The organism is Pseudomonas baetica (assembly GCF_019733355.1).
In the GTDB taxonomy this organism is placed as follows: domain Bacteria; phylum Pseudomonadota; class Gammaproteobacteria; order Pseudomonadales; family Pseudomonadaceae; genus Aquipseudomonas; species Aquipseudomonas baetica_A.
Window position 1 is genome coordinate 1 of the sequence record NZ_JAIHLQ010000050.1, and the last position, 23,069, is coordinate 23,069.

Here is a 23,069-nt window from a genome sequence, read left to right on the forward strand (position 1 = left end):
GGGTGTGTAGAGGACTTTCACCTCCAAGTCGTTCGGCTCACCACCACAGTGAGCTGAACAGCGCCAGTCACGGCGCTACGCGCCATGCCTGGCGCACCACAAAAAAGCCCACTGACCGTCGCCGGCTCAGTGGGCTTTGTGTGTCAGGGTTCTAGTTACAGAGCCATGTCACGTTCAGCGTTTTCCTTCGGTGCAGCAGCCTTGTCAGCGGCAGCCTCTGCAGCCGGAGCCACAGCCTGACCGATCACTGGAGGCGTCGGCAGTTCGAGGATCTTGGCGGTGTAAGCCCACTCTGCAGCCACTTTGGCTGGATCGCTGTTCAGCTGAGTGCCGTAGCTTGGAACGATCTGGTGCAGCTTGGTTTGCCATTCTGGCGTGGCGACTTTGTCTTTGAAGACTTTCTGCAGCACGCTCAGCATGATCGGTGCAGCGGTCGACGCGCCTGGCGATGCGCCCAGCAGGCCGGCGATGGAGCCGTCTTGTGCAGCAACGATTTCGGTGCCCAGTTTCAGCACGCCGCCAGCGGCTTCATCACGCTTGATGATTTGCACGCGTTGGCCGGCTTGCCACAGGCGCCAGTCTTCGGCTTTGGCGTTCGGGAAGTATTCCTTCAGCGAGTTCATGCGGTCTTCATCCGACAGCATCAGTTGGCCAGCAAGGTACTCGACCAGCGGGTATTCCTTGATGCCGACCTTAGTCATCGGCCAGATGTTGTGGGTCGTGGTGCTGGTCAGCAGGTCCAGGTACGAACCTTCTTTCAGGAACTTGGTGCTGAAGGTGGCGAACGGGCCAAACAGCAGGACGCGTTTGCCGTCCAGGACACGGGTGTCCAGGTGCGGCACGGACATTGGTGGAGAGCCAACCGACGCTTTACCGTAGGCCTTGGCCAAGTGTTGCTCGGCGATGGTCGGGTTTTCAGTCACGAGGAACGAACCACCCACCGGGAAGCCGCCATACTCCTTGGCTTCTGGAATGCCCGACTTCTGCAGCAGGTGCAGTGCACCACCGCCGGCGCCGATGAACACGAACTTGGCGTCGGTTTCGGTTTCGGTGCCGTCTTTCAGGTTTTTGTAGCTGACACGCCAGGTGCCGTCGGCGTTTTTGGTGATGTCCTGTACTTCGCTCGACAGTTTCAAGTCGAAGTTAGGCTTGGTCTGCAGGTAACCGGCGAACTGGCGGGTGATTTCGCCGAAGTTCATGTCGGTACCCAGCGGGCTCCAGGTGGCCGCGATTTTCTGGTTCGGGTCACGCCCTTCCATCATCAGCGGGACCCACTTCTTGATCACAGCCGGGTCTTCGGAGTACTGCATGCCGGCGAACAGCGGGCTCGCTTGCAGGGCTTCGTAGCGCTTTTTCAGGAACTTGATGTTGTCATCGCCCCACACGAAGCTCATGTGCGGCGTGGTGTTGATGAACGAACGAGGGTTCTTCAGAACACCTTGCTGAACCTGCCAGGCCCAGAACTGACGGGAGATCTGGAACGCTTCGTTGATCTCGACCGCTTTGGGAATCACTACTTTGCCGGTTTCATCTTCCGGGGTGTAGTTCAGCTCAGCCAGAGCCGAGTGACCGGTACCGGCGTTGTTCCAGCCGTTGGAGCTTTCCAGGGCGACGCCGTCAAGACGCTCGACCATTTCCATCGACCAGCTTGGTTCCAACTCGTTGATCCAAACACCCAGAGTGGTGCTCATGATGCCGCCGCCGATCAACAGCACATCAACTTTCTTTGCCTCTTCCGCCTGAGCGGACGACAGCCCCATCGACAAAGCCAGCCCTAGCAAGGCTGTGTTCATTTTCTTAAACATCTGTTGCACCTATGATAAAACGCCTTCCGCCCGCCGCTGTTATCAGCATGCGATCCGCTTTGATGACGCTCAGGCTGGCGTCGCAGATTCCGGCACACTTCAATTTTGACGGGTGGGCACACAAGGCCGACATGCTGCATCGACCTCAGTTAATGTCCCTTCTGAACTGACTTTTTATCATTATTGGCTTCAGCTACTTGAGCGACAGGGATTCCGTCAGCCCGCCCAAAGGCAAGCAAACTGAATAAGGTCAAACCAAGTTGGCGCGCAGAATATCACGTCAGGGCAAACCCGGGCGTCTGTTCCTGACTTGATAGTCTTTTGCGCTCAGGGACTTATCGGCCGTCAAATGCTGAACATGACACCGGTGAGGACCAGTGATTGTGGATGGGGCGCGGGCGTTCAGGTGTTGATGTTGGGAATACGCCCGTGTTGACACAGCAAAACCCTGTGGGAGCGGGCTTGCCCGCGAGGGCGTCAGTCCAGCCACCTCACGGGCAAGGGCTCCACCCCACTGTCATAACCGAAACCGATCTACCGACTGCGCCAACTGCCCCGCCAGCGTCGACAGTTCATCCGTGGTGTCGGCGGTTTGCCCGATCACCCGGCTATTGCCCTCGGACATCCCCGCAATCATTTCCACTTGATGGGCAATCTCATTGCTGGCCTGGCTTTGCTCACCAATGGTGCGGGTTATGTCGTTGACCAGTTGCGTGGTGCTCAACGTCGCATCAAGGATCTCGCGGATCGCGCGCTCGACATCGGCCGTCACCGCCATCCCCTTGTCGACCTGAGCCACACCTGCCTCCATGCTGCTGACCGCCTCACGGGTGCTGTGCTGGATGCGCGCAACCATTGTGGCGATTTCCTGGGTGGAGGCGCTGGTCCGGGCAGCAAGGTTGCGCACTTCGTCAGCCACCACTGCAAAGCCCCTGCCCTGTTCGCCTGCCCGAGCGGCTTCGATTGCAGCGTTGAGCGCCAACAGATTGGTCTGGTCGGCAATACTCTTGATCACTTGGATGATATTGAAGATGCCCTCGGAGTCCTGATCCAGGGTGCGGATGACCTGCGCCGACTGCTGCGCGGAGCGGGCGATGTCGTCCATGTCACTGACCACTTGATGAATCACACCGCCCCCCTCCTTGGCCAGGGCTTCGGCCTGATTGGCCATGCCCAGTGCGCGTTGGGCATGACGAGTGATTTCCTCGATGCTTGCGGTCATCTGGCTGGCCGCTGCGGCCATGGTCCCGGCGGCGACACTTTGTTGCTGGCTGCTGTCGGCGACCTGATGACAGCCGTGGCTCAGCTTCTCGCTCATGCCGCTGACGCCGTGGGCGTTGCGCCGCACCACATCAATCATGTCGCGTAAATCCCGTTGCATGGTCGCCAGCGTTCGGATCAAGGCACTGGCCTCGTCCTTGCCGGTTGGTTCGGCAATCGGCTCGCTGAGGTTGCCATGGGCAATACTTTCGGCGATGCGGCTGGCGGATTTCAGTGGTGCCATGATGCTCAACATCACCCAGCGCCCTTGCACCAGCAGCAACAACAGACTGGCGATCAGCACCGCTGCGAGCGCGAGATTGGCGTTGCGGATCGCCGCCTCGGTGCCCTCGGCGGTCTGCCGGGTATTGGTTTCGATCAGCTCGCTTAAATCCGCCATTTGCGTTTCGAGCTGACTGAACGCCGTGTTGAACGTACCGAGTTCCTGCTGCGCCGCATCCGGGCTGTCGAGCGCCAACCCGACAATCCGCTCACCCGCGTTGATGTACGTATCGAGACTCGGTTTGACCTGCTCCAATGCGGTACGCAGGGTCGGGTTGATCGGCAATTTGAGGTTCTCATCGAGCACCTCACGAAAATGCCCGGCATGCTCATTGATCGAATCGCGCACCTCGGCCGCCGTGCCGGTGCTTTTGCCAAGCCCCACCAGCATTGCCGAATAGACATCCGCGCGCAGGGCGTCGTGCATCATGTCGGCCTCCATGTGGTTACGCAGCGCACTCATGCTGACGGCATTGTCGCTGACCGCCGACGCCATTCGCAGATTGCCGACGTAACTGACCAGGCTCACGATCAAGGCTGTCAGCAGGCTGGTCGCAATCAGCAACACCAAACGCAGTTTGATCGACACTTTCCAGTCCTCCCTGGGCACGCGTAATTGCGCTCGTCAGGGTTTGAGTTAAGCCTATTTGCGCGCGAATGCAGCCAACACATTGCCAACTGACGAGGCCGATGAAAAACACTGGCAAACGCTCAGGATTGTTCACCGCACGGAACTCCCTCCCACTGCGCCCCTCTCACACTATGTAGTACTTCCCTTTTGCTTCGCGCTTGTGGAGGAATACCGTCATGCGCAAGTCAGTCCTCATTTCTTCTTTACTCTTGTGCCTGCCCGTCGGTTCGGCGCTGGCCCGCGTTGATGCGGGTGATGTCGCCACCTCGGCAGGTGTCTCCGCGTCGCTGTACTCGACCTTCAAGGATCACAAAATGGTGATTCCGGCCCGTGACGACTTGTCTGCATTTGTCGCCAGTGGCGGGGCCATTCGTGGGGTTTATCTTGAGTCGGTACTGCAACAGGTTCGCCAGGACAATCCAGGCATCAACGCCAGCGATGAAGACCTCGCCAACGCGATTCTGGTGCATTACGAAGGCTTGAATCAGTAGCTGCCAGGGATGAAGCGGCCGATGGATGGCACCTGACAGCGCATAGGCAAAATTGTCCGACGGCCTCTATGATGGAGGCCATGACGACTTCTGCGCCGTTGCGCTCACCCTGCCCGCCCGGCGCCTGCATTTGCGGGCGCGATCCGTTGCTGGAGACGCCCGGCGCGGACCTGCGCATCCTGCGCCTGACCCGCGAGGAAGAAAAACGCTTGCTCGCGCGTCTGGAAAGGCTCAAAGACCTTGCCGACCTCAAGCACCTGCAACAACGCCTGTATGAGCAACTGGGTATCCGCGTCGAGGTCGTACCCGGTTTCAACGAAGTGCGGACCATGCGCGGCATCGCCATTCACATCGATGAATTACCTGGCCTGTGCCGCAAGACCCGGCAGGCAATCCCGGCGGCGATTCGCCGGGGGCTGGAAAATCACCCGCACATTGCTTTCGAACTGCTCAACGCCCACGACTTGCTGCGCGACACCTGATCATTGCTTCATGCCGCCCCGTTTATGCATCTGGGCGGGACCGGATTTGGCTGCGGTCTATTGATTGTGCGTCAGGCCACACCCTTGGCCTGCTGCTCCAGGTGCACCTGCAAATCGGGATCGATCTGCAACGCCGCTGCCAGTTCGTCCAGATAACGGCGTTCGGCGTCTTGCTGATCGTCCACCAGCATCACGCTGGCCAGGTACATTTCGGCGGCCACTGCCGGATCGCCCTGCGCTGACTGGGCCACTTCAGCGGCATCCAGTGGTTTGGCGACTTCGGCATCCAGCCATTGCTGCAATTGCGGATCATCGGTGTGTTTGCCGATTTCGCTGCCGATCATTCGTTTTTCAGCTTCGTCGATGCGCCCGTCAGCCTTGGCGGCCGCGATCAGTGCGCGCAGCACGGCATGGCTGTGCTCTTCAATGTCCGGCCCGGCGAGCAGGTTGGCCGTTTGTGGCGTTTGTGACGGCGCGGCGCTGGCCTGGCTGCGTTGCCAGGCTTGATACGCCTGGTACGCCATCATCCCCAGTGACGCCAGCGCAGCGTATTGGGTGCCGCCGGAACGGCTTTGCGTGCCGCCCCCTGCACCCAGCGCGCCACCCAATGCACCGCCCAAACCGCCACCGCCACCGCCCCCCAGCAAGCCACCGAGCAAACCGCCCAATCCGCCAAGCCCGCCGGACGCTGAGCCTGCGCGGGTACCCGAGGAGTCCGCGCCGCCAAGCAGACCGCCCAGCAACCCACCGAGGCCACCCAGACCATCATCGGCCGAGGTGCCCCTTTGTTGTCCCGCCGAGGCTTGGCCTCGCAGCAGTTGTTCGAGCAAATCACTGGTGTTCATGACGTCGTCCTCAGGCATAGGGATTGACTGCGTCTGGCAACGATAGACCGCTGCGGCCATTGCGCCAACACCGTTGGGCTGCTGCCAAATACCCTGGCAGATTTCGTCTGCGTATTTTTTCCGCGGCCAGCTAAGATTCAAGGAGGGTGAACCTTATCCCGGCCAGACCGGTCGATAGCTGCAACCCCGACCCGGTTTGCCGGCGCCCTTTGCCCGAGGGTGATACCCGGCTTGCTTCACTTTCTGGAGAACGCCCCCGTGATATCGACCGTCCACCTTGCCAGGCTCAAGGCCTGGGGCGCCCATGGTTTTACCGCGACCGGCGTGGTCACCGCGTTCCTGGCCACCCTTGCGCTGCTGGAAAATCAGCCAACCCATTGCCTGATGTGGCTGGGTGTGGCGCTGATCGTCGACGGCCTCGACGGCGCGCTGGCACGCAAGGTCAATGTGCAATCAGTGTTGCCCAGCTTCGACGGTTCGATCCTTGACCTGGTGATCGATTACCTGACGTACGTCTTCATTCCGGCACTGTTTATCTATCGCTACATTCCCCTGCCCGATTACACGCTGCTGCTGACGGTGTCGCTGATTCTGGTGTCGTCGCTGTTCTGTTTCTGCAACGTCAACATGAAGAGCAAGGACAACTATTTCGTCGGTTTCCCCGCCGCGTGGAATGTGGTTGCTCTGTGCCTTTACATCATCGGTCCCGGTCCGTGGATCACCTTAGTGACGGTGATCGGTCTGGCGCTGCTGACGGTGACGCGGATGAAATTCCTGCACCCGTTTCGCGTACGCCGGTTCATGCCGATCAACATTGCGGTGACGGCGATCTGGCTGCTGTGCAGCCTGTCACTGGTGCTCAATCACCCGGTGATCAATCCGATGGTGATGGCATTGTGGCTGCTGATGTCGGCTTACTTTCTGGGGATCTGTATCTGGCGTACGGCGCTGGAGTGGCTGGATCGATCCCCTGTGAAATAAGCCATTGCACACGGTGGGCGCGGGCTTGCCCGCGAATGTGGTGGGTCAGCCCAAGATTTTCGACTGGTTCACCGTATTCGCGAGCAAGCACGCTCCCACAGGGGAAGTCGCTCGAACGCGGACTAGCGTTTGGTAATGACCACTTCCAGATACTCACTCGGCACCACCAGCGAGTCCTCCCCCGCCCGATTCGACCGGTTGAGCAAATCCGCCAGATCACTCTCCAGCGCCTGACAGCTTTCCGGCGGCAGCGCTGCGAACGCTTTGTGCATCGGCCCATACCAATGGCGAAAGATGTCGATGAAGTGCGCCGCCGAGCGATAGCGAAAATTGAAGGTTCGGCGAGTCACCTGCACCACAAAATCGTGATCATCGAAGTGCTGGTGCAGCCACGCCTCCGTGCCCCAGTTTGACGGCGACTGGGCAATCGCTGGCGGTGGCAGATGGCGGCCCAGGGTTTTGAACATTTGGCCAACGAAGCCTTCCGGCGTCCAGTTCGCCAGGCCGATCCGCCCGCCCCGGCAACAGACCCGCGCAAGTTCGGCGCCAGCCTTGGCTTGATCAGGAGCGAACATGACCCCGAATGTAGACAGCACCGCGGCAAAACTGCCGTCGGCGAACGGCAATGCTTCAGCGTCGGCCACCTGAAACGTCACGTCCAGATGCTCGGCCCGGGCGCGATCCTGTCCACGTTCAAGCAGTGCCGCGACGTAATCGGTCGAGGTCACCAGACAGCCCCGGCGGGCCGCCGCCAGCGTCGCATTGCCGTTGCCGGCAGCAACATCCAGCACGGCTTCATCGCAGCGCAGGTCGCAGGCTTCAGCGAGGTTTTCGCCAACGATTTGCAACGTCGTGCCGATCACGGCGTAATCACCACTGGCCCAAGCGACTTTTTGGCGTTCCTTTAAAGCAGTCAGATCAATCGGGCTACTCATGCAGTCGAACTCCGCTAGAGATGAGTACCGGCATCATTCGGCGGTGGTCGGGTCGATAACCGTCACTACCTGCGCCACGCTGTTGGCCGGGAATCCACCGAGTCTGGCGTGCTCGCGCACCTGTGCTTCATCGGGGGCGATGTACACGCAGTAGATTTTGTCGGCCGTGACATAGCTTTGCAGCCACTGCACCTGAGGCCCGAGTTCGCGCAACGCCTGGCAGGACGTTTGCGACACGGCTTTAAGTTCTTGCTCCGACAGCTTACCGGCCCCTGGAATCTCGCGTTCAATCACGAATTTCGGCATGGCAACCTCGCGTTCTACTTGTTGTTCGGATTAATTGGCAGGGCCGGCAGCAGCCCTGCTCGACTACTATCGCGCCGAGCCTGCGCAGCGTCTTTGCCGATCGTCCGGCAAGCCTGCAAAACCGGGGCTTTGCCGATGAGTGGTGGAAATCTGTCAAAGCGTTGAAACACCTTCGCCCTTGCCAGCATTCAAGGATCGGTTTCTGATGCGCAATCACCTTCGCAATGGACTGAAGCGATGTCACGGCGTCTCGATTGGCTAGCTCGCTGTTTGCATAAAAGCGACGCCTATGCCGAATGGATTCATCAACAATTTCACTATGAATACGCCCATCAACCCCTTGCTCAATGGCAGGAACGCTTTCGCGCCCGGGACAACGAACAGTGGCTGATGGTGCGCGACCTTTGAGCCATTGGCGCAATACACCGACTGTTGACTCATTGCATGTGATGAGCGGCCGACATCAGGCGGTTCACCCGTTATCGCTACTGTCAGGTCTGACAGTAGCGGGACACCACCCGCCTGCTGTTACATGACGGCTGCACAAACTTACCGGGAGACACCATGACCCTGCTGGAATCCGTCACCCAAGTGTGTACACGTCTGGCGCCAGGTGGCTGGCATTCGCTGATGCTGGCGCATGGCCTGGATATTCTCGCCGTGCCGCTGGACGCCGAACTGCTCAAACCACTGACTATCGACCGCTCGCTGGCAGGCTTTGCGGATTTCTCCTCTGGCGGCAGTCGTGCGATTGAAGCCGCAGCACCGGCCCGCAGCCTGCTTTATCACGCACTGGCCTCGCCACAAGTCACGCTCGACGAAACCGGAAAAGCGCTGCAGATTTTTCCTACCGCAGGCGAAGTTGAGAGCGTTCTGGACTATGTCTACGGCATCCGCACGCCAACACTCGATGACCTGCAACAGCGGGCTCAAGGTGCGCCATTGGCGCTAGTCACGTTTGCCAGTGAATATCGCTGCGTTGCCGACACCGTCAAAGGCGAGCATGCAGACCTGTGCTTTTCTCGCACGGGCATTGCCCGTGTGGGCACCGACCCCGCGCTTTATGACGCCAGATTGCGCAGCTTTCTGCCTTCCGTACATGAAGATGCACATGGCATCCGGGTAATGCCTGTGCGCTACAGCGCCTACATTGCCATGCAACTCAAGGGCGACGCCAAGCGCTTCGGGCCGATGGACTTCCAGGTAGATGTCGATCCCGGGCTGGACTTCTGGGTGCCCCTGCACAAGGTATTCAATGGCCCGGACTGTCTGGCCGACATGGATTTGACGTTGAGGCTGGACAACCATCAGATCAACGAAAAACTGCGGCACATTCATTTGCGTCACACCGGCACCGGTTGGCAGGAACCCGAGATCAGTCGGCCGCCCTTTGTCATCACCGAGGGGCTGGCCGACTGGGCGAACACCACGGATCTGGGACCCGGCCTGCTGCTGCCACAGGTCAGGCCCCGACTGGTTGAGCCGGTCGAGTTCGAGGGGCAGCCGCTGTCCTTTCTGCTGCCGCCCAACACCTCCGGCATGGTGCATGGTCGTCACAAGGTCGAAGCGGACGGCAGCATCGTCGACCTGAACGACCATGAAGGTGTGGAGGAACGGGTTCGTCTGGGCGGGTATCAAGCACTGCACTACCACGACGGTACGGCGGATGGCTGGGTTCGAGCGCGATGCGCGGTTATCGAGAAGCTTTTGCCAACGGTGGCGGCGTATTCGGTGATCGGCCCTCCGGATTTTTTCCCGCTGTGCACCCAGCGCAAGCTGTTGCACTGGGCGGATGAGCAACCCGTCTTCCCCGCACCGGATATCTGGCACGCTCGACTGGAGGCGTTATCCAACGTCCGCTACTGCGCCAATCTGGACTTGAAAGATCAGGTGTTCTCACCGCTGGACCGCGGCGTTACGGCGATTGTCGCCCTGCCGACTGAAACAGGGTCTTCGCACCCGCGCCAGACAGCGTCCGCCGTCTCGCGCCCAACCTCGCTGCCCGATGGCGCAGCCGGGGTTTTCGGCCCTGGATGGGAAGTAGGCTGGGTTCGCCAGCGTGGCGCGGACGATGCTTGGATCAACATCCTCGCCGGCTATCAGATGGCAAGCCCCTTTCCCGAAGACGCCAAAATCTGTGCGGCTCTGGGCTCTTTCTGGCCCGGGCTGGCGCCTGATTCGGCGCGTATCTTCGAGCCGCGCTCAAGCCTGCACACCGTTATCCCACTGACCGATCAGGAAATCGGCCAAGAGGGTGGCATTGCCTGGGATAACCAGCCAGGCCCCCGGCTGATACCGCACGAGGATCGTGTGATCGTTCAGTACCGTGCCTACGCCCATGCCGACTACACCCAAGTGGCCCTCGATCACCGCTTCTGCGTGCAACAGACCGGCAGCACCTCACAATCGGCGTATGAAAACCGAGTACTGTCGATGTATCGGGTATACACCGTGCTCGGTGCCGCCAATGACAAACCGCTGCGCAACAGGTGGCCGGTGTTGTCCTTCCTCGAAGTACAAACGCCCAACGCCGAAGTGGACGCAGCGCAGCAGCAAACCGGCATCACGCTTCACGGCTGGATTCATCGCTACTTGATGTTTGAACGCGGCGCTGTCTGGACGCCGGAAAGTGACTTCAAGTTGCGCAATGTCGAGGTCGAGCAACAGGTGACCTTTCTCGTCAGCGCCGAAGCAATCCTGATCAAGCGCGAAGACACGCCATGGCAGATTGCTGTTGAAATGCTTTGATGTGGTGGTGGTCGGCGCCGGCCCTGCCGGATGTGCAGCAGCGATCAGTTGCGCCCAGCGCGGCTTGCGTGTGGCACTGATCGAACGTCAGCGCTTCCCAAGGTTTCGCCCCGGTGAGAGCCTGCACCCAGGCATTGAACCGCTTCTGCAACAACTCGGCGTGAGTACGCCGTTGTTACACCAGCAAGCCATGCGTTTTACCGGCCAATGGGTGCAATGGAACGGGCCGGCGCGTTTCCACGCACTGGGTAGCGATGAACACGGTGCATGGCGGGGTTTTCAAATAGCCAGGGCGCAATTGGATGCGACATTGTTGCGCCAGGCCGAAGGCCTCGGGGTGACTGTGCACCAACCATGTCAGGCCCGACACGTTCTCAAACAGGACAATCGCGTCGTTGGGCTGACTACCACTCACGGGCAGTTTTTTACCTCCTGCCTGATCGATGCCAGCGGGGCGGCGAGTTGGTTGAATCGCCAGCTCCACCTCAAAACCCAAGTGTGTTCACCGCCAATGGTGGCTCGCTACGGCTATCTGCAAGGCTGTATCGCGCCTTATGAAACCGCCCCGCACTTGCTGGCCCATGCCACAGGCTGGACATGGATTGCGCAAGTCCAGAAACAACTGCTGCACTGGACACACCTGGACTTCGAAACACCACCTTCAGCCCCACGAAAAGACGTTGACCGAATGCTCCCCGAGGCACTGCGAACACTGCCATCACGCGGCCCGATACGCGGCGCCGACGTGACCTGGCGGATCAGCACGGCAGTGGCCGGTACCGGATATTTCATGGTGGGCGATGCCGCCAGCGTGCTCGATCCGGCATCTTCACATGGCGTGCTCAAAGCCTTGATGACGGGCATGCAGGCAGCGCAAGCCGTGTTCGATTGCCTTCGCCAACCGGCGTTGCAAGCATCGGCGCCAACGCAATATTGCCAATGGCTGAACCATTGGTTCGAGCGTGACAGTGAACAACTCCGCCATTTCTACCGCCAACACCCCTACCCTCCCCGGTGGTTGACCGAGACCTGAATCAGGCAACGTCGGCCACTGCCCTCACCACACCATTAATCGACCTATTTGTTCAGTGTCAGTCTCGCAAACGCAGCTAGACTCAAACAGTACCCAGTCGAGGGGGACGCAGGACTCAGGCCGTGCCCTGCCCGTTTCCATGACCACCGCCCGGTGGCGCATGCCTCGACCCTCAACGCCGCCGGACAGTGATCCTGTTTCAGGAGCACACCTGATGGACGAGGCCCGACTCAACGACTTCATGGGCAAACTGGTCAACGACATGGGCGGCGCGGCGATGCTGGCCAATGTCATCGTCGGCGAAGAACTCGGGCTCTACCGGGCGATGGCCGACAGTCAGCCGATCAGCCCCGAAACCCTCGCCACAAAAACCCGCTGCAACCCGCGCCTGGTACGCGAATGGCTCAGCGCGCACGCCGCCTCCGGCTACATGGAGCACCACGACGGCCAGTTCCGCTTACCGGAAGAACAGGCCCAGGCGCTGGCCGTCGAAGACTCGCCGGTGTACATCGCTGGCGGCCTCGGGGTGGTAGCGTCGTTTTTCCATGACAAGGACAAACTGGTCAAAGCCATGCGCAGTAACGGCGCCCTGCCCTGGGGTGATCATCATCCGTGCATGTTCACCGGCACGGAACGCTTTTTCCGCCCCGGCTATAAAGGTCACTTGATCGCCGAATGGTTGCCGGCCCTGGATGGGGTGGTACCCAAACTCGAGACCGGTGCGAAAGTCGCCGACATCGGCTGCGGCCACGGCGCCTCGACGGTGATCATGGCTCAGGCTTTTCCCAATTCGCGCTTCGTCGGCTACGACTATCACGCACCGTCGATCACCGTCGCCTCCCAACGCGCCGAAGAAGGAGGTGTCAGCAGCCGGGCGAAATTCTTCGAGGGCTCGGCAAAAAGTTACCCTGGCAATGACTACGACCTGATCTGCTATTTCGACTGCCTGCACGACATGGGCGACCCGGTCGGCGCCGCACGCCATGCCTACGACGCGTTGAACGACGACGGCACGGTGTTACTGGTCGAACCGTTTGCCAATGACACGCTGGACGAGAACATCAACGCGGTCGGGCGTTTGTTTTATGCCGCATCGACGTTCATTTGCACCCCCAACTCCCTGTCCCAAGAGGTTGGCCTGGGCCTCGGTGCGCAGGCCGGTGAAGTGCGTCTGCGCAAAGTGTTTGCCGAGGCTGGCTTCAAGCGGTTCCGGCGAGCGACGCAAACGCCGTTCAACCTGATTCTGGAGGCGCGCAAGTAAGCCGTGCCGATCGCGTGCTAACCTGCTGGCACCGTCCTCCCCCGGAGCGCTGACCATGCTCGACAGCCCGATCCGCGAACACTTCGACACGCTGCAACAAGCGATGGCCGAAGGCGACTTTCTGGTATTGACCGGCGCCGGCATCAGCACGCCGTCGGGTATCCCGGATTACCGCGACAGCGACGGTGTGCGCCGTGGACGGCAGCCGATGATGTATCAGGAGTTTCTCGCCGCCCCAGAATCACGCCGCCGCTATTGGGCGCGGGCGATGCTCGGCTGGCCGCGTGTGCGCCAGGCGCGACCGAATGCGGCGCACGAAGCGCTGGCCCATTTGCAGGCGCAGGGGCGAATCAGCGGCTTGATTACGCAGAATGTCGACACCTTGCACGATCAGGCCGGCAGTCCTGACGTCATCGAATTGCACGGCAGTTTGCATCGGGTGCTGTGCCTGGATTGCGGACAGCGAAGTGAGCGCGATGCGATACAGCGGTTGATGGAAATGCACAACCCGTACCTGGCCGGCGTCGATGCGGTGCAGGCGCCGGACGGCGATACCCTGCTCGACCCGGCGTTCGAAGCACGTTTTCAGGTACCGCTATGCCCTCATTGCGCAGGAGAGCGGATGAAACCGGACGTGGTGTTTTTCGGTGAGAACGTCGCGCAACACACGGCGGAACGGGCCATGACAGCGGCGCAAAATGCGGCAGGAATGCTCGTGGTGGGTTCTTCGTTGATGGCCTATTCGGCGTTTCGCCTGTGCCGGGTCATCGCGGATCGCGGCAAGCCCTTGCTGGCGATCAACCTGGGCAAGACCCGGGCGGATGAATTACTGGATCTGAAGGTTGAAGGGTCGTGCGAGCAACTTTTGCCCCTACTGACACAGCGCCTGACCACCTGAACACGCACAGCCCGCTTCCACAGGGTCAGTATTTTTCCCTCAAAATATCGAACAACGCCTGCGCCGCCGCCGACAGTTCATGACCCGGTTCAGTCAACACGCCAATCGCCCGTTCCACAGAATCATTCAACGTCAGGCACCGGGCACCCAGTTCCTGCATCTGCTCGGCACACAACGCCGGCACTGCACTGACTCCCAAGCCACTGGCAACCATCCGCCCGACCGTCGACAGTTGATGGCTTTCGAATTCCACCGGTAGCTTCATGCCGCGAGCCTGCAAATGCTCTTCGAGCATCACCCGCACGGTCGACGGTCGCTGCAAGGTAATGAACGGCTCCAGCAACAAGGTCTGCCAGTCAATCTCGGTGTGTACGGCCAGCGGTGACTCCTGCGAGACCACCGCCACAAACCGATCCATATAGAGCGGTGTAAATGTCATCGAGGTGTTCTGCATCGGTTCGAACGCCACGCCCAACTCCACTTGCCGGTCGCGGACCATTTCCAATACTTGCTCGTTGATCACGTCGTTGACCGTGACGCTGACGTTCGGATACCGCGCCCGAAAGGTCTTGAGGATCGGCGGCAGCAGATTTCCGGCAAACGACGGCATCGCCGCCAGCGTGACTCGCCCGCGTTGCAGGCTGAAGCGTTGGCGCATTTCGTCTTCGGCGTTGTCCCAGTCGGCAATCAGGCGCCGAGCCAGCGGCAGCAAGGATTCACCCTCCGCCGTCAGCGCCACATTGCGGGTGTTGCGGCTGAACAGACGCCCACCGAGCCCCTCTTCCAAGGCTTTGATGGTCAGGCTCAGCGCCGATTGCGACAGGTGCAACCGCTCGCAGGCGACGGCAAAACTCAGGCTTTGGGCCACGGCGAGGAAGGCGCGGATCTGCTTGATGGTCATGAACGCTATGCTTCCGTATCAGAATCCAATGGATTATTGATCTTTATCAATCAATCAACCTTAAAAATCAACTTAACAAATATATCCTTCAGCGAGACACTCCAGTCATTCGGCTAGCCAGCCGCCCGCAAATAATAAAAGAGGTGCATATGGCAGGTTTCGACAAGCGCGTGAGTTCCTACGAGGAAGCTCTGGCCGGGCTTGAAGACGGTATGACCGTCATCGCCGGCGGCTTTGGTCTGTGTGGCATTCCGGAAAACCTGATCGCCGAGATCAAGCGCAAAGGCACCCGCGACCTCACCGTCGTGTCCAACAACTGCGGCGTCGATGGCTTTGGTCTCGGCGTACTGCTGACCGACCGCCAGATCAGCAAAGTCGTCGCCTCCTACGTCGGCGAAAACAAGCTGTTCGAAGAGCAACTGCTCAAAGGCGAAATCGAAGTCACCCTGACCCCGCAAGGCACTCTCGCCGAAAAAATGCGCGCAGGCGGCGCTGGCATTCCGGCCTTCTTCACCGCCACGGGCGTCGGCACCCCGGTCGCCGAAGGCAAGGAAGTGCGTGAATTCAACGGTCGCAAGTACCTGATGGAAGAGTCCATCACCGGCGACTTCGCCATCGTCAAAGGCTGGAAAGCCGACCATTTCGGTAACGTCATCTATCGTCACACCGCGCAGAACTTCAACCCGCTGGCCGCCACTGCCGGCAAGATCACCGTGGTCGAAGTCGAAGAAATCGTCGAACCCGGCGAACTGGACCCCGCCCATATCCACACCCCGGGCATCTACGTCGACCGGGTCATTTGCGGCACGTTCGAAAAACGCATCGAACAGCGCACCATCCGCAAATAATTCAGGCTGACGGAGAATAAAAACATGGCACTTTCCCGCGAACAAATGGCTCAGCGCGTCGCCCGCGAAATGCAGGACGGCTACTACGTGAACCTTGGCATCGGCATTCCGACCCTGGTCGCCAACTACATCCCTGAAGGCATGGAAGTCATGCTGCAATCGGAAAACGGCCTGCTCGGCATGGGACCTTTTCCGACTGAAGAAACCATCGACGCCGACATGATCAACGCCGGCAAACAAACCGTGACCGCACGTATCGGCGCGTCGATCTTCTCCTCCGCCGAATCCTTTGCGATGATCCGCGGCGGTCATGTCGATCTGACCGTTCTGGGTGCGTTCGAAGTGGACGTTGAAGGCAACATCGCCTCGTGGATGATTCCCGGCAAACTGGTCAAGGGCATGGGCGGCGCCATGGATCTGGTGGCTGGCGCAGACAACATCATCGTCATCATGACTCACGCCTCCAAGGACGGTGAGTCCAAACTCTTATCCAAGTGCAGCCTGCCACTCACCGGTGCTGGGTGCATCAAGCGGGTGCTGACCGATCTTGCCTATCTCGAAATCGAGAACGGTGCGTTCATTCTCAAAGAGCGTGCGCCGGGCGTCAGCGTCGAAGAGATCGTCGCCAAAACCGCCGGAAAACTGATCGTGCCTGACCACGTACCGGAAATGCAGTTCGCTGCCCAGTGAGGAATTCGAAAATGCAAGACGTCGTAATTGTTGCCGCCACGCGTACCGCGATCGGCAGTTTCCAGGGCTCCCTGGCCAGCGTTAGCGCGGTTGATCTGGGCGCGGCGGTGATCCGCCAGTTGCTCGAACAGACCGGACTGGACGGTGCGCAGGTCGATGAAGTGATCATGGGCCAGGTGCTGACGGCCGGCGCCGGCCAAAACCCGGCGCGTCAAGCGGCAATCAAGGCTGGCTTGCCTCACGCCGTGCCAGCCATGACCCTGAACAAGGTCTGCGGTTCAGGCCTCAAGGCCCTGCACCTGGGCGCACAGGCGATCCGTTGCGGCGACGCTGACGTGATCATTGCCGGTGGCCAGGAGAACATGAGCCTGTCCAACTACGTGATGCCGGGCGCACGCACCGGTCTGCGCATGGGTCATGCGCAAATCGTCGACACCATGATCAGCGATGGCCTGTGGGATGCGTTCAACGATTACCACATGGGCATCACTGCCGAGAATCTGGTCGACAAATACGACATCAGCCGCGAACAGCAGGACGCCTTCGCGGCCGCCTCGCAGCAAAAAGCAGCCGCAGCCATCGAGGCTGGGCGCTTCGTTGATGAAATCACCCCGATCCTGATTCCGCAGCGCAAGGGCGATCCGGTCGCGTTCAAGGTTGATGAACAGCCACGCGGCGAAACCACTGCCCAATCCCTGGCGAAACTGCGCCCGGCATTCAAAAAGGACGGCAGCGTCACCGCCGGCAATGCTTCATCGCTCAACGACGGCGCTGCCGCCGTGATCCTGATGAGCGCCGAAAAAGCCAAAGCGCTGGGCCTGCCCGTGCTGGCGACCATCGCCGCTTACGCCAACGCCGGTGTTGACCCGGCGATCATGGGCATCGGCCCGGTCTCAGCCACCCGCCGCTGCCTGGACAAGGCGGGCTGGTCGATTGAGCAACTGGATCTGATCGAAGCCAACGAAGCGTTCGCCGCACAATCGCTGGCGGTGGCCAAGGATCTGCAATGGGATCTGGACAAGGTCAACGTCAACGGCGGCGCCATCGCTTTGGGTCACCCGATCGGCGCATCGGGTTGCCGCGTGCTGGTGACCTTGCTGCACGAAATGATCAAGCGTGATGCGAAAAAGGGTCTGGCGACCCTGTGCATCGGAGGCGGCCAAGGCGTCGCCCTGGCGCTGCAACGCGCATAAAGAGCAATACAGACAGCGGGCGGATCCACGACATCCGCTCGCTGTCCCCTACGTATAACCCTCCCACCCTGGATCGAGAACAGCCCCAAATCTCGTACCCACCACCATCCCCCTGTGGGAGCGGGCTTGCTCGAGAAAGCGTCCGGCCAGCCAACATCTCCGGTGACTGACACACCGCATTCGCGAGCTATAAGGGGTCAGCCCCGCCAGCAAAGCTCTAAGGCTTGCGCAGCAAATACGTATCCATAATCCACCCATGCTCAGCCCGCGCCGCCTTGCGCACCTGCTCGATTTGATCCGCCACCTCCCCGAGTTTGCCGCTGATGAGAATTTCATCCGGCGTCCCCAGGTAAGCCCCCCAGTAAATCTCGGTCTGCGGATCGGCTACCCGGTGGTAGGCATCTTCGGCATCAAGCATGACCACCAGACTGTCCGCATCACTCACCTGCCCTGCCGCCAAACGCCGGCCCGTGGTGATTTCAACCGAGCGACCAATCGTGTTCAACGGCACTTTGTGCTGCGCCGCCAACGCCTGAACGCTGGTGATGCCGGGAATCACTTCGAACTCGAACTCACAGGCACCCGACGCCAGAAGCGCCCGCAGGATACGAACGGTGCTGTCGTACAAAGCGGGATCGCCCCACACCAGAAAACCGCCACACTGGCCATCAATCAGCTCTTCATTGATCAGTCGTGCAAAGGTTTGCTGCTTCGCCTGGTTCAGATCATCGATGCTGGTGGCGTAGTCCACGTTGCCACGCTCACGCTCCGGGCTGGGGACTTGGGCGAAGCGGTAGGCGGGACCCGTGATGTAGCGCTCGCAGATCTCGCGGCGCAGATCGATCAATTTGTCCTTGCTCTGGCCTTTATCCATCAAAAAAAACACATCCACCCGATTCAGCGCCTTCACCGCTTGCATCGTGATGTAGTCCGGGTTGCCAGCGCCAATGCCGATGACCAGCAGTCGCTTCATCAGATAGCGCCTCCGTCATCAAGACTGGGCAGACGCAGGCGCCAGCGCTCGGTGAAGCGCAGTTCGACCACTGACAGTGGCTCGACATCGATGTAATGAAAGGCCGAGCCGCGCATCATCTGGATCAACGCGGCGCGGATGATAAACGGATGGGTGACCGCCACGACGTGTCCCGGCGTGGTTTGCAAACTGACCAGCCATGCCGCCACCCGTTCACACAGATGCGCAACCGACTCACCGCCGTGGGGCGTGGCGTGTGGGTCTTGGAGCCAGGCGTACAGCGCTTGTTCCTGTTTAAGTTGCAGGTCCTTGATCGACTGGCCGTGCCAGCGCCCCCAGTCACAGTCACGCAACACCTCGTCAACTTGCGCATCCGCGCCGAACCACGCCGCCGTCTGGCGGGTGCGCAATTCAGGGCCGCAGATCAAACGCCGGGCGGAACTGAAACGTGAGGCCAACGCATCAGACGCTGGCCGGATATTTTCAACAGGCTCATTCGTAGGAAAACGCGCCAATTTCTGTGCGACGGTTCGCGCGTGGCAAATCAGTGTCAAACGGGTGGTCTGCACAATGAACTCCTCTGTCGAGCACCATGAAATCAACGGTCTAATGCCGAAGTGTTGGCAATTGTGCCGTAAATAAAGGGCTCCAGGGCTGCACGATGAAATACCGCGATACCCGCCGACATTGGGAAAGCGGCAATATCTGACACCTCCACGGGCAATGGACTACAAGGCACGTCGACTTCCGTGTAGCCCTTGTTACACGGGCATCTCGCCCTGTTTTGGGGCCGTTTCAACACGATAAAAAATTCACTAGACATGTAGCGTAAATTACATAAATACTGTTTTAGCGAATTGTGAAGCGAATTCGACACCCTCATCCAGCAGGAGCCAGGATGCCCCCTCTCAGAGACCTGATCACCGACCCCGACCTCGATCTTACGCCGTCGGAGCGCAAAGTCGTTCGCGCCTTGCTTGATCAGTACCCGCGCAACGGCCTGGGGCCGATGGCACGACTGGCCGAACATGCCGGTGTCAGCGACCCGACCATTGTGCGCCTGGTAAAGAAACTCGGCTTCGGCGGTTATGCCCAATTCCAGGATGCGCTGCTCAGCGACATGGACCACCGCCTGCGCTCGCCGCGCACCCTGTTGCAACCGCGCGCGCACCAGAACAAGGATGACGCCTGGAGCCACTACCTGAGCGACAGCCATCGTCTACTGGTCGAAACCCAATCGCTGACTCAACCCGAAGATGTGCGCATTCTCACGGACTGGCTGCTCGACGCCCGACATCAGGTGTACTGCTTTGGCGGGCGCTTCAGCAGCCTGATGGCGAACTACCTGCTCAATCACTTGCGCCTGCTGCGCCCCGGTTGCTTTGCCTTGGAAGACAATGCGCAACTGCCCGATCGCCTGTTCGATCTGCAGCGCCAGGACGTCGTCCTGGTGTTCGACTATCGCCGCTACCAGACACAAGCCCTGCGCGTCGCTAGCGCAGCAAAAAACAATAACGCTCGAGTGGTGCTGTTCACCGACATCTACGCCTCGCCGCTGCGCGAACTCGCCGACCTGATCATCAGCGCCCCGGTGGAGTCGGCCTCGCCGTTCGACACCATGGTGCCGGCACTGGCTCAGGTAGAAGCGCTGATTGTCTGTCTGACCCTGCGCAGTGAGAATCTGGCCGATCGCCTGGAAGGCATCGACGCCCTGCGCAACGACTTCAACACCCACCTGCTGGAGGATAAATAAGGATGTTCAGCCTTCCCCACCGCTCGCCGCGGGACTTGCCATTTGTCACCGACCACACCGCGTTGCTGCTGGTGGACATGCAGCGTGCCTGGCTCGAACCGCAGTTCGACCCGCACCTGAACGGCCCGGACGCCGAGTACTTCCTGACCCGCACCCACATGCAGGTGGTGCCCAATCAACGCCGGTTGCTCAGTGCCTTTCGTCAGACGCGGCAGAACGTACTGCACACCCTTATTGAAAGCCTGACCGCCGATGGCCGCGACCGCTCGCTTGACCATAAGCTCTCGGACATGCACCTGCCCAAGGGCAGCTCACAGGCGCGGATCATTGATGACCTGACCCCGGTGGAAAACGAAATCGTCCTGCCGAAAACCTCTTCCGGGGTCTTCAACTCGACCAACATCGACTATGTGCTGCGCAATCTGCAAACCCGCCATCTGATCGTCGCCGGCATCGTTACCGACCAGTGCGTCGACATGGCGGTGCGCGATGCCGCCGACCGAGGCTATCTGGTGACCCTGGTCGAAGACGCCTGCGCCACTTACAGCGCCGAGCGCCATCACGCCTGTCTGAACGCGATCAAGGGTTATTGCTGGATCACCGACACCGACACCGTGCTCGCTCGGTTGCAGGAGATGCAGCCATGAGCGCACGCCTGACACCGCTGCCAATGACCACTATCGTCACCACCGACCTGATCGGCATCACCCGTGGCCGCTCGTTCCCCACCGACGAACTTGAACTCTACCAGGCCGCCGGTTGTGGCTGGGTGCCCGCCAACAGCGCCTTGACGCCTCAGGACATCATCGCCTCGACCAATCCATGGGGCGCCTATGGCGACCTGCGTTTGATCCCGGATCTGGCCAGCCGCGTCATTGTCGGCAACGGCCCGGATGCCGACGCTCCGGCGCTGGATTTCATTCACGGCGACATCCGCGAAACCGATGGCCGTCCATGGGGGGCCTGCCCGCGTACGCTGCTGCGTGATGAGGTGGAACGTTATCGCGATCAGTTGGGTTTGCAGGTCAACGCCGCGTTTGAACACGAGTTCAATCTGCACGCCGGTTTTGCCGAACATCTGGCGTTTTCCCTCGAAGCCCAGCGTCAGGGCGCCGAATTCGGCGGCTGGCTGCTCAGCGCCTTGCGCGCCGGTGGCGTCGAACCGGAAATGTTCCTGCCCGAATACGGCAAGCACCAATACGAAATCACCTGTCGCCCGACCTTGGGTGTCGCCGCCGCGGATCGTGCGGTGAACGTGCGCGAAATCACCCGCGAGATCGCCCGACAGATGGGCCTGGACCTGAGTTTCGCACCGAAGACCTCGGCGGACGCGGTATGCAACGGCGTGCACCTGCACGTCAGCCTGCTCGACTTGGCCGGTCAGCCGATGCTCTACGACGCTGGCACCAGCAACGGCTTGTCGACCCTCGGCCAGCATTGGGCGGCGGGAGTTCTGCATTATTTGCCGGCGCTGTGTGCGTTCACCGCGCCAACCCCGGTGTCGTATGAGCGCTTGCAGCCGCACCACTGGAGTGCGTCCTACGCGTGCTTGGGCCAACAGAACCGTGAAGCGGCGCTGCGCATCTGCCCGACCGTGACACTGGGCGGCAAATCCGTGGCCACACAGTTCAACCTCGAATTCCGTGCAATGGACGCCACCGCCTCGCCGCACCTGGCCATGGCCGCGCTGCTGATCGCCGGCCGGTTGGGGATCGAACAGCGTCTGGCGCTGAACGCGATCACCGATGAAATTCCCGATTCACTCAACGACGAGCAACGCAAGGCCCGGGGTATCGTTGCCCTGCCCGCCTCGCTGGCCCAGGCGCTGGATTGCCTGCGCGACAGTGCAGCCTTCAATGAATGGCTGCCCAAGCCGTTGCTCGACACGTATCACGCCCTTAAAACCGAGGAACTGGCGCTGACGGAACAGCTCTCGCCCGCTGACCTGTGTGAGCACTATGCACGCCTGTACTGAGCCCGCCGAGCTTGGGTTGTATACCCGACCGGTCTACAACCTGAGCCGCGCCGACTCGACGCATCCGGTGATTCTGGTGTGCGAGCACGCCAGCCATTACATCCCCGCGGCCCTGAACAACCTCGGCCTGGACGATATCGCCGCGCGTGAACACATCGCCTGGGACATCGGCGCATTGCAACTCGCCGAGCAGTTGTCGCAAACACTCGGTGCAACGCTGTTGAGCGCCAACTATTCACGTCTGTTGATCGACCTGAATCGGCCACGGCACGCCCCGGACAGCATTCCGGCGCAAAGTGAGATTTATCAGGTGCCGGGTAACCGCGAGCTGGACGAAGCCACCCGCGAATACCGGCGCCAAACACTGTTCAAACCGTTCCACACGCGCTTGCAAATGTTGATTGACGAGCGGATTGCGCAGGGCCAACCGGTACGGGTGGTGGGGATTCACAGTTTCACGCCGGTGTATTACGGCCAGCCGCGCCCCATGGAAGTCGGCGTGCTGTTCGGTCAGGCCAAGGCATATGCCCAGCGTCTGCTCGACGGTCTGGACCAACACCCGTTGAACGTGGCCGGCAATCAGCCGTACAGAATTGACCCGCTGGGCGACATGACCGTGCCGGTACACGGCGATGCTCGGGGCTTGGATTCAGTGCTCATCGAGGTGCGCAACGACTTGCTGCACAGCCCCGAGGCCGTATCGCGCTGGGCCGGATACCTCGCACCATTGCTGTAAAGAAACACTGCTGACGCTGTAAATGATGGACCGATAGAACAA

General features: G+C 60.4%; 23 protein-coding genes and 1 pseudogene. 15 read left to right on the plus strand and 9 right to left on the minus strand.

Annotated elements, in window-relative coordinates:
- Positions 1 to 155 precede the first annotated feature (155 nt).
- From mqo to K5E40_RS35805, 3 genes and pseudogenes are all read right to left on the minus strand, one after another.
- A complete protein-coding gene (gene mqo, locus K5E40_RS29915) occupies positions 156 to 1,805 on the minus strand; it encodes a malate dehydrogenase (quinone) (protein WP_221733804.1) in 1,650 nt (549 codons plus the stop codon).
- Positions 1,806 to 2,322: 517 nt separating this feature from the next.
- The gene (locus K5E40_RS35800; RefSeq protein WP_401138981.1) at positions 2,323 to 3,186 is read right to left on the minus strand and encodes a methyl-accepting chemotaxis protein; all 864 of its coding nucleotides are present in this window, start codon (positions 3,184 to 3,186) and stop codon (positions 2,323 to 2,325) included.
- Positions 3,178 to 3,957 (minus strand): annotated as a pseudogene (locus tag K5E40_RS35805) (HAMP domain-containing protein); the annotation flags it as partial. The pseudogene K5E40_RS35805 and the gene K5E40_RS35800, both read right to left, overlap by 9 nt.
- 197 nt (positions 3,958 to 4,154) lie before the next feature.
- Between K5E40_RS35805 and K5E40_RS29925 the strand changes: the two are divergent.
- Positions 4,155 to 4,469: a DUF2388 domain-containing protein gene (locus K5E40_RS29925; protein ID WP_221733806.1), complete on the plus strand. Its 315-nt coding sequence runs from the start codon at positions 4,155 to 4,157 to the stop codon at positions 4,467 to 4,469.
- A gap of 80 nt (positions 4,470 to 4,549) precedes the next feature.
- Positions 4,550 to 4,951, plus strand: coding sequence for a hypothetical protein (locus K5E40_RS29930; RefSeq protein ID WP_221733807.1), 402 nt, complete (start codon positions 4,550 to 4,552; stop codon positions 4,949 to 4,951).
- 71 nt (positions 4,952 to 5,022) lie between these two features.
- On the opposite strand, the gene K5E40_RS29935 is transcribed toward K5E40_RS29930, so the two are convergent.
- Positions 5,023 to 5,796: a tellurite resistance TerB family protein gene (locus K5E40_RS29935; RefSeq protein WP_221733808.1), complete on the minus strand. Its 774-nt coding sequence runs from the start codon at positions 5,794 to 5,796 to the stop codon at positions 5,023 to 5,025.
- Between the two features lie 258 nt (positions 5,797 to 6,054).
- Between K5E40_RS29935 and pcsA the strand changes: the two genes are divergently transcribed.
- Positions 6,055 to 6,777, plus strand: coding sequence for a phosphatidylcholine synthase (pcsA, locus tag K5E40_RS29940; RefSeq protein WP_221733809.1), 723 nt, complete (start codon positions 6,055 to 6,057; stop codon positions 6,775 to 6,777).
- A 122-nt stretch (positions 6,778 to 6,899) separates the two neighbouring features.
- Here pcsA and K5E40_RS29945 read toward each other — a convergent pair whose 3' ends face one another.
- On the minus strand, positions 6,900 to 7,712 hold the full coding sequence (locus tag K5E40_RS29945) for a class I SAM-dependent methyltransferase (protein WP_221733810.1): 813 nt from the start codon (positions 7,710 to 7,712) through the stop codon (positions 6,900 to 6,902).
- A 33-nt stretch (positions 7,713 to 7,745) separates the two neighbouring features.
- A complete protein-coding gene (locus tag K5E40_RS29950) occupies positions 7,746 to 8,018 on the minus strand; it encodes a DUF4242 domain-containing protein (RefSeq protein WP_221733811.1) in 273 nt (90 codons plus the stop codon).
- 237 nt (positions 8,019 to 8,255) lie between these two features.
- Here K5E40_RS29950 and K5E40_RS29955 point away from each other — a divergent pair, with 237 nt between their 5' ends.
- The 5 genes from K5E40_RS29955 to K5E40_RS29975 all read left to right on the plus strand — a co-directional run bounded on the left by K5E40_RS29955 (position 8,256) and on the right by K5E40_RS29975 (position 13,958).
- On the plus strand, positions 8,256 to 8,426 hold the full coding sequence (locus tag K5E40_RS29955; RefSeq protein WP_260456148.1) for a hypothetical protein: 171 nt from the start codon (positions 8,256 to 8,258) through the stop codon (positions 8,424 to 8,426).
- Positions 8,427 to 8,582: 156 nt separating this feature from the next.
- Entirely contained in the window at positions 8,583 to 10,766 is a 2,184-nt protein-coding gene (locus K5E40_RS29960; RefSeq protein ID WP_221733812.1) for a hypothetical protein, read from the plus strand.
- Positions 10,753 to 11,799 carry an NAD(P)/FAD-dependent oxidoreductase gene (locus K5E40_RS29965; RefSeq protein WP_221733813.1) on the plus strand — a complete coding sequence of 349 codons (1,047 nt, stop codon included), beginning with the start codon at positions 10,753 to 10,755 and terminating at the stop codon, positions 11,797 to 11,799. Before K5E40_RS29960 ends, K5E40_RS29965 begins: the two co-directional genes overlap by 14 nt.
- Before the next feature lie 214 nt (positions 11,800 to 12,013).
- On the plus strand, positions 12,014 to 13,060 hold the full coding sequence (locus tag K5E40_RS29970) for a class I SAM-dependent methyltransferase (RefSeq protein ID WP_221733814.1): 1,047 nt from the start codon (positions 12,014 to 12,016) through the stop codon (positions 13,058 to 13,060).
- Positions 13,061 to 13,115: 55 nt separating this feature from the next.
- On the plus strand, positions 13,116 to 13,958 hold the full coding sequence (locus K5E40_RS29975; protein WP_221733815.1) for an NAD-dependent protein deacetylase: 843 nt from the start codon (positions 13,116 to 13,118) through the stop codon (positions 13,956 to 13,958).
- Between the two features lie 25 nt (positions 13,959 to 13,983).
- Here the strand turns inward: K5E40_RS29975 and K5E40_RS29980 are convergent, their stop codons facing one another.
- Positions 13,984 to 14,859, minus strand: a complete 876-nt coding sequence (locus K5E40_RS29980; RefSeq protein ID WP_221733816.1) for a LysR family transcriptional regulator — start codon at positions 14,857 to 14,859, stop codon at positions 13,984 to 13,986.
- 149 nt (positions 14,860 to 15,008) lie between these two features.
- On the opposite strand from K5E40_RS29980, the gene K5E40_RS29985 reads away from it, so the two are divergent.
- Genes K5E40_RS29985 through K5E40_RS29995 form a run of 3 tightly spaced genes read left to right on the plus strand, consistent with a single transcriptional unit; the run spans position 15,009 to position 17,590 of the window.
- Positions 15,009 to 15,707: a CoA transferase subunit A gene (locus K5E40_RS29985; RefSeq protein ID WP_221733817.1), complete on the plus strand. Its 699-nt coding sequence runs from the start codon at positions 15,009 to 15,011 to the stop codon at positions 15,705 to 15,707.
- A 24-nt stretch (positions 15,708 to 15,731) separates the two neighbouring features.
- Complete coding sequence (locus K5E40_RS29990; RefSeq protein WP_221733818.1) at positions 15,732 to 16,397, plus strand: CoA transferase subunit B; 666 nt, start codon at positions 15,732 to 15,734, stop codon at positions 16,395 to 16,397.
- A gap of 11 nt (positions 16,398 to 16,408) precedes the next feature.
- Positions 16,409 to 17,590 (plus strand): acetyl-CoA C-acetyltransferase, encoded by a 1,182-nt coding sequence (locus tag K5E40_RS29995; protein ID WP_221733819.1) that lies wholly within the window; start codon positions 16,409 to 16,411, stop codon positions 17,588 to 17,590.
- Positions 17,591 to 17,807: 217 nt separating this feature from the next.
- Here K5E40_RS29995 and cobF read toward each other — a convergent pair whose 3' ends face one another.
- Positions 17,808 to 18,563, minus strand: coding sequence for a precorrin-6A synthase (deacetylating) (gene cobF, locus K5E40_RS30000; RefSeq protein ID WP_221733820.1), 756 nt, complete (start codon positions 18,561 to 18,563; stop codon positions 17,808 to 17,810).
- Entirely contained in the window at positions 18,563 to 19,132 is a 570-nt protein-coding gene (locus tag K5E40_RS30005) for a histidine phosphatase family protein (protein WP_221733821.1), read from the minus strand. The genes cobF and K5E40_RS30005 overlap by 1 nt, the downstream gene beginning before the upstream one ends.
- Before the next feature lie 329 nt (positions 19,133 to 19,461).
- Between K5E40_RS30005 and K5E40_RS30010 the strand changes: the two genes are divergently transcribed.
- From K5E40_RS30010 to K5E40_RS30025, 4 genes are read left to right on the plus strand one after another with little or no spacing between them, the layout of a single operon-like run.
- Entirely contained in the window at positions 19,462 to 20,316 is an 855-nt protein-coding gene (locus K5E40_RS30010; RefSeq protein WP_221733822.1) for a MurR/RpiR family transcriptional regulator, read from the plus strand.
- A 2-nt stretch (positions 20,317 to 20,318) separates the two neighbouring features.
- Positions 20,319 to 20,963, plus strand: coding sequence for an isochorismatase family cysteine hydrolase (locus K5E40_RS30015; RefSeq protein ID WP_221733823.1), 645 nt, complete (start codon positions 20,319 to 20,321; stop codon positions 20,961 to 20,963).
- Positions 20,960 to 22,291, plus strand: coding sequence for a glutamine synthetase family protein (locus K5E40_RS30020; protein ID WP_221733824.1), 1,332 nt, complete (start codon positions 20,960 to 20,962; stop codon positions 22,289 to 22,291). Before K5E40_RS30015 ends, K5E40_RS30020 begins: the two co-directional genes overlap by 4 nt.
- Positions 22,275 to 23,027, plus strand: coding sequence for an N-formylglutamate amidohydrolase (locus K5E40_RS30025; protein WP_221733825.1), 753 nt, complete (start codon positions 22,275 to 22,277; stop codon positions 23,025 to 23,027). Before K5E40_RS30020 ends, K5E40_RS30025 begins: the two co-directional genes overlap by 17 nt.
- The last annotated feature ends 42 nt before the right edge of the window (positions 23,028 to 23,069 follow it).

Excerpts from the sequence above, each read along its gene's own strand:
- mqo (WP_221733804.1), bottom strand. The coding sequence starts at position 1,805 with ATGTTTAAGAAAATGAACACAGCCTTGCTAGGGCTGGCTTTGTCGATG.
- K5E40_RS29925 (WP_221733806.1), top strand. The coding sequence starts at position 4,155 with ATGCGCAAGTCAGTCCTCATTTCTTCTTTACTCTTGTGCCTGCCCGTC.
- K5E40_RS29995 (WP_221733819.1), top strand. The coding sequence starts at position 16,409 with ATGCAAGACGTCGTAATTGTTGCCGCCACGCGTACCGCGATCGGCAGT.
- K5E40_RS30015 (WP_221733823.1), top strand. The coding sequence starts at position 20,319 with ATGTTCAGCCTTCCCCACCGCTCGCCGCGGGACTTGCCATTTGTCACC.
- K5E40_RS29945 (WP_221733810.1), bottom strand. The coding sequence starts at position 7,712 with ATGAGTAGCCCGATTGATCTGACTGCTTTAAAGGAACGCCAAAAAGTC.
- K5E40_RS29955 (WP_260456148.1), top strand. The coding sequence starts at position 8,256 with ATGTCACGGCGTCTCGATTGGCTAGCTCGCTGTTTGCATAAAAGCGAC.
- K5E40_RS29975 (WP_221733815.1), top strand. The coding sequence starts at position 13,116 with ATGCTCGACAGCCCGATCCGCGAACACTTCGACACGCTGCAACAAGCG.
- K5E40_RS30020 (WP_221733824.1), top strand. The coding sequence starts at position 20,960 with ATGAGCGCACGCCTGACACCGCTGCCAATGACCACTATCGTCACCACC.
- K5E40_RS29935 (WP_221733808.1), bottom strand. The coding sequence starts at position 5,796 with ATGAACACCAGTGATTTGCTCGAACAACTGCTGCGAGGCCAAGCCTCG.
- K5E40_RS29930 (WP_221733807.1), top strand. The coding sequence starts at position 4,550 with ATGACGACTTCTGCGCCGTTGCGCTCACCCTGCCCGCCCGGCGCCTGC.
- K5E40_RS29950 (WP_221733811.1), bottom strand. The coding sequence starts at position 8,018 with ATGCCGAAATTCGTGATTGAACGCGAGATTCCAGGGGCCGGTAAGCTG.
- K5E40_RS30010 (WP_221733822.1), top strand. The coding sequence starts at position 19,462 with ATGCCCCCTCTCAGAGACCTGATCACCGACCCCGACCTCGATCTTACG.
- K5E40_RS29985 (WP_221733817.1), top strand. The coding sequence starts at position 15,009 with ATGGCAGGTTTCGACAAGCGCGTGAGTTCCTACGAGGAAGCTCTGGCC.
- K5E40_RS35800 (WP_401138981.1), bottom strand. The coding sequence starts at position 3,186 with ATGCAACGGGATTTACGCGACATGATTGATGTGGTGCGGCGCAACGCC.
- K5E40_RS30025 (WP_221733825.1), top strand. The coding sequence starts at position 22,275 with ATGCACGCCTGTACTGAGCCCGCCGAGCTTGGGTTGTATACCCGACCG.
- K5E40_RS29960 (WP_221733812.1), top strand. The coding sequence starts at position 8,583 with ATGACCCTGCTGGAATCCGTCACCCAAGTGTGTACACGTCTGGCGCCA.
- K5E40_RS29990 (WP_221733818.1), top strand. The coding sequence starts at position 15,732 with ATGGCACTTTCCCGCGAACAAATGGCTCAGCGCGTCGCCCGCGAAATG.
- K5E40_RS29970 (WP_221733814.1), top strand. The coding sequence starts at position 12,014 with ATGGACGAGGCCCGACTCAACGACTTCATGGGCAAACTGGTCAACGAC.
- cobF (WP_221733820.1), bottom strand. The coding sequence starts at position 18,563 with ATGAAGCGACTGCTGGTCATCGGCATTGGCGCTGGCAACCCGGACTAC.
- K5E40_RS29980 (WP_221733816.1), bottom strand. The coding sequence starts at position 14,859 with ATGACCATCAAGCAGATCCGCGCCTTCCTCGCCGTGGCCCAAAGCCTG.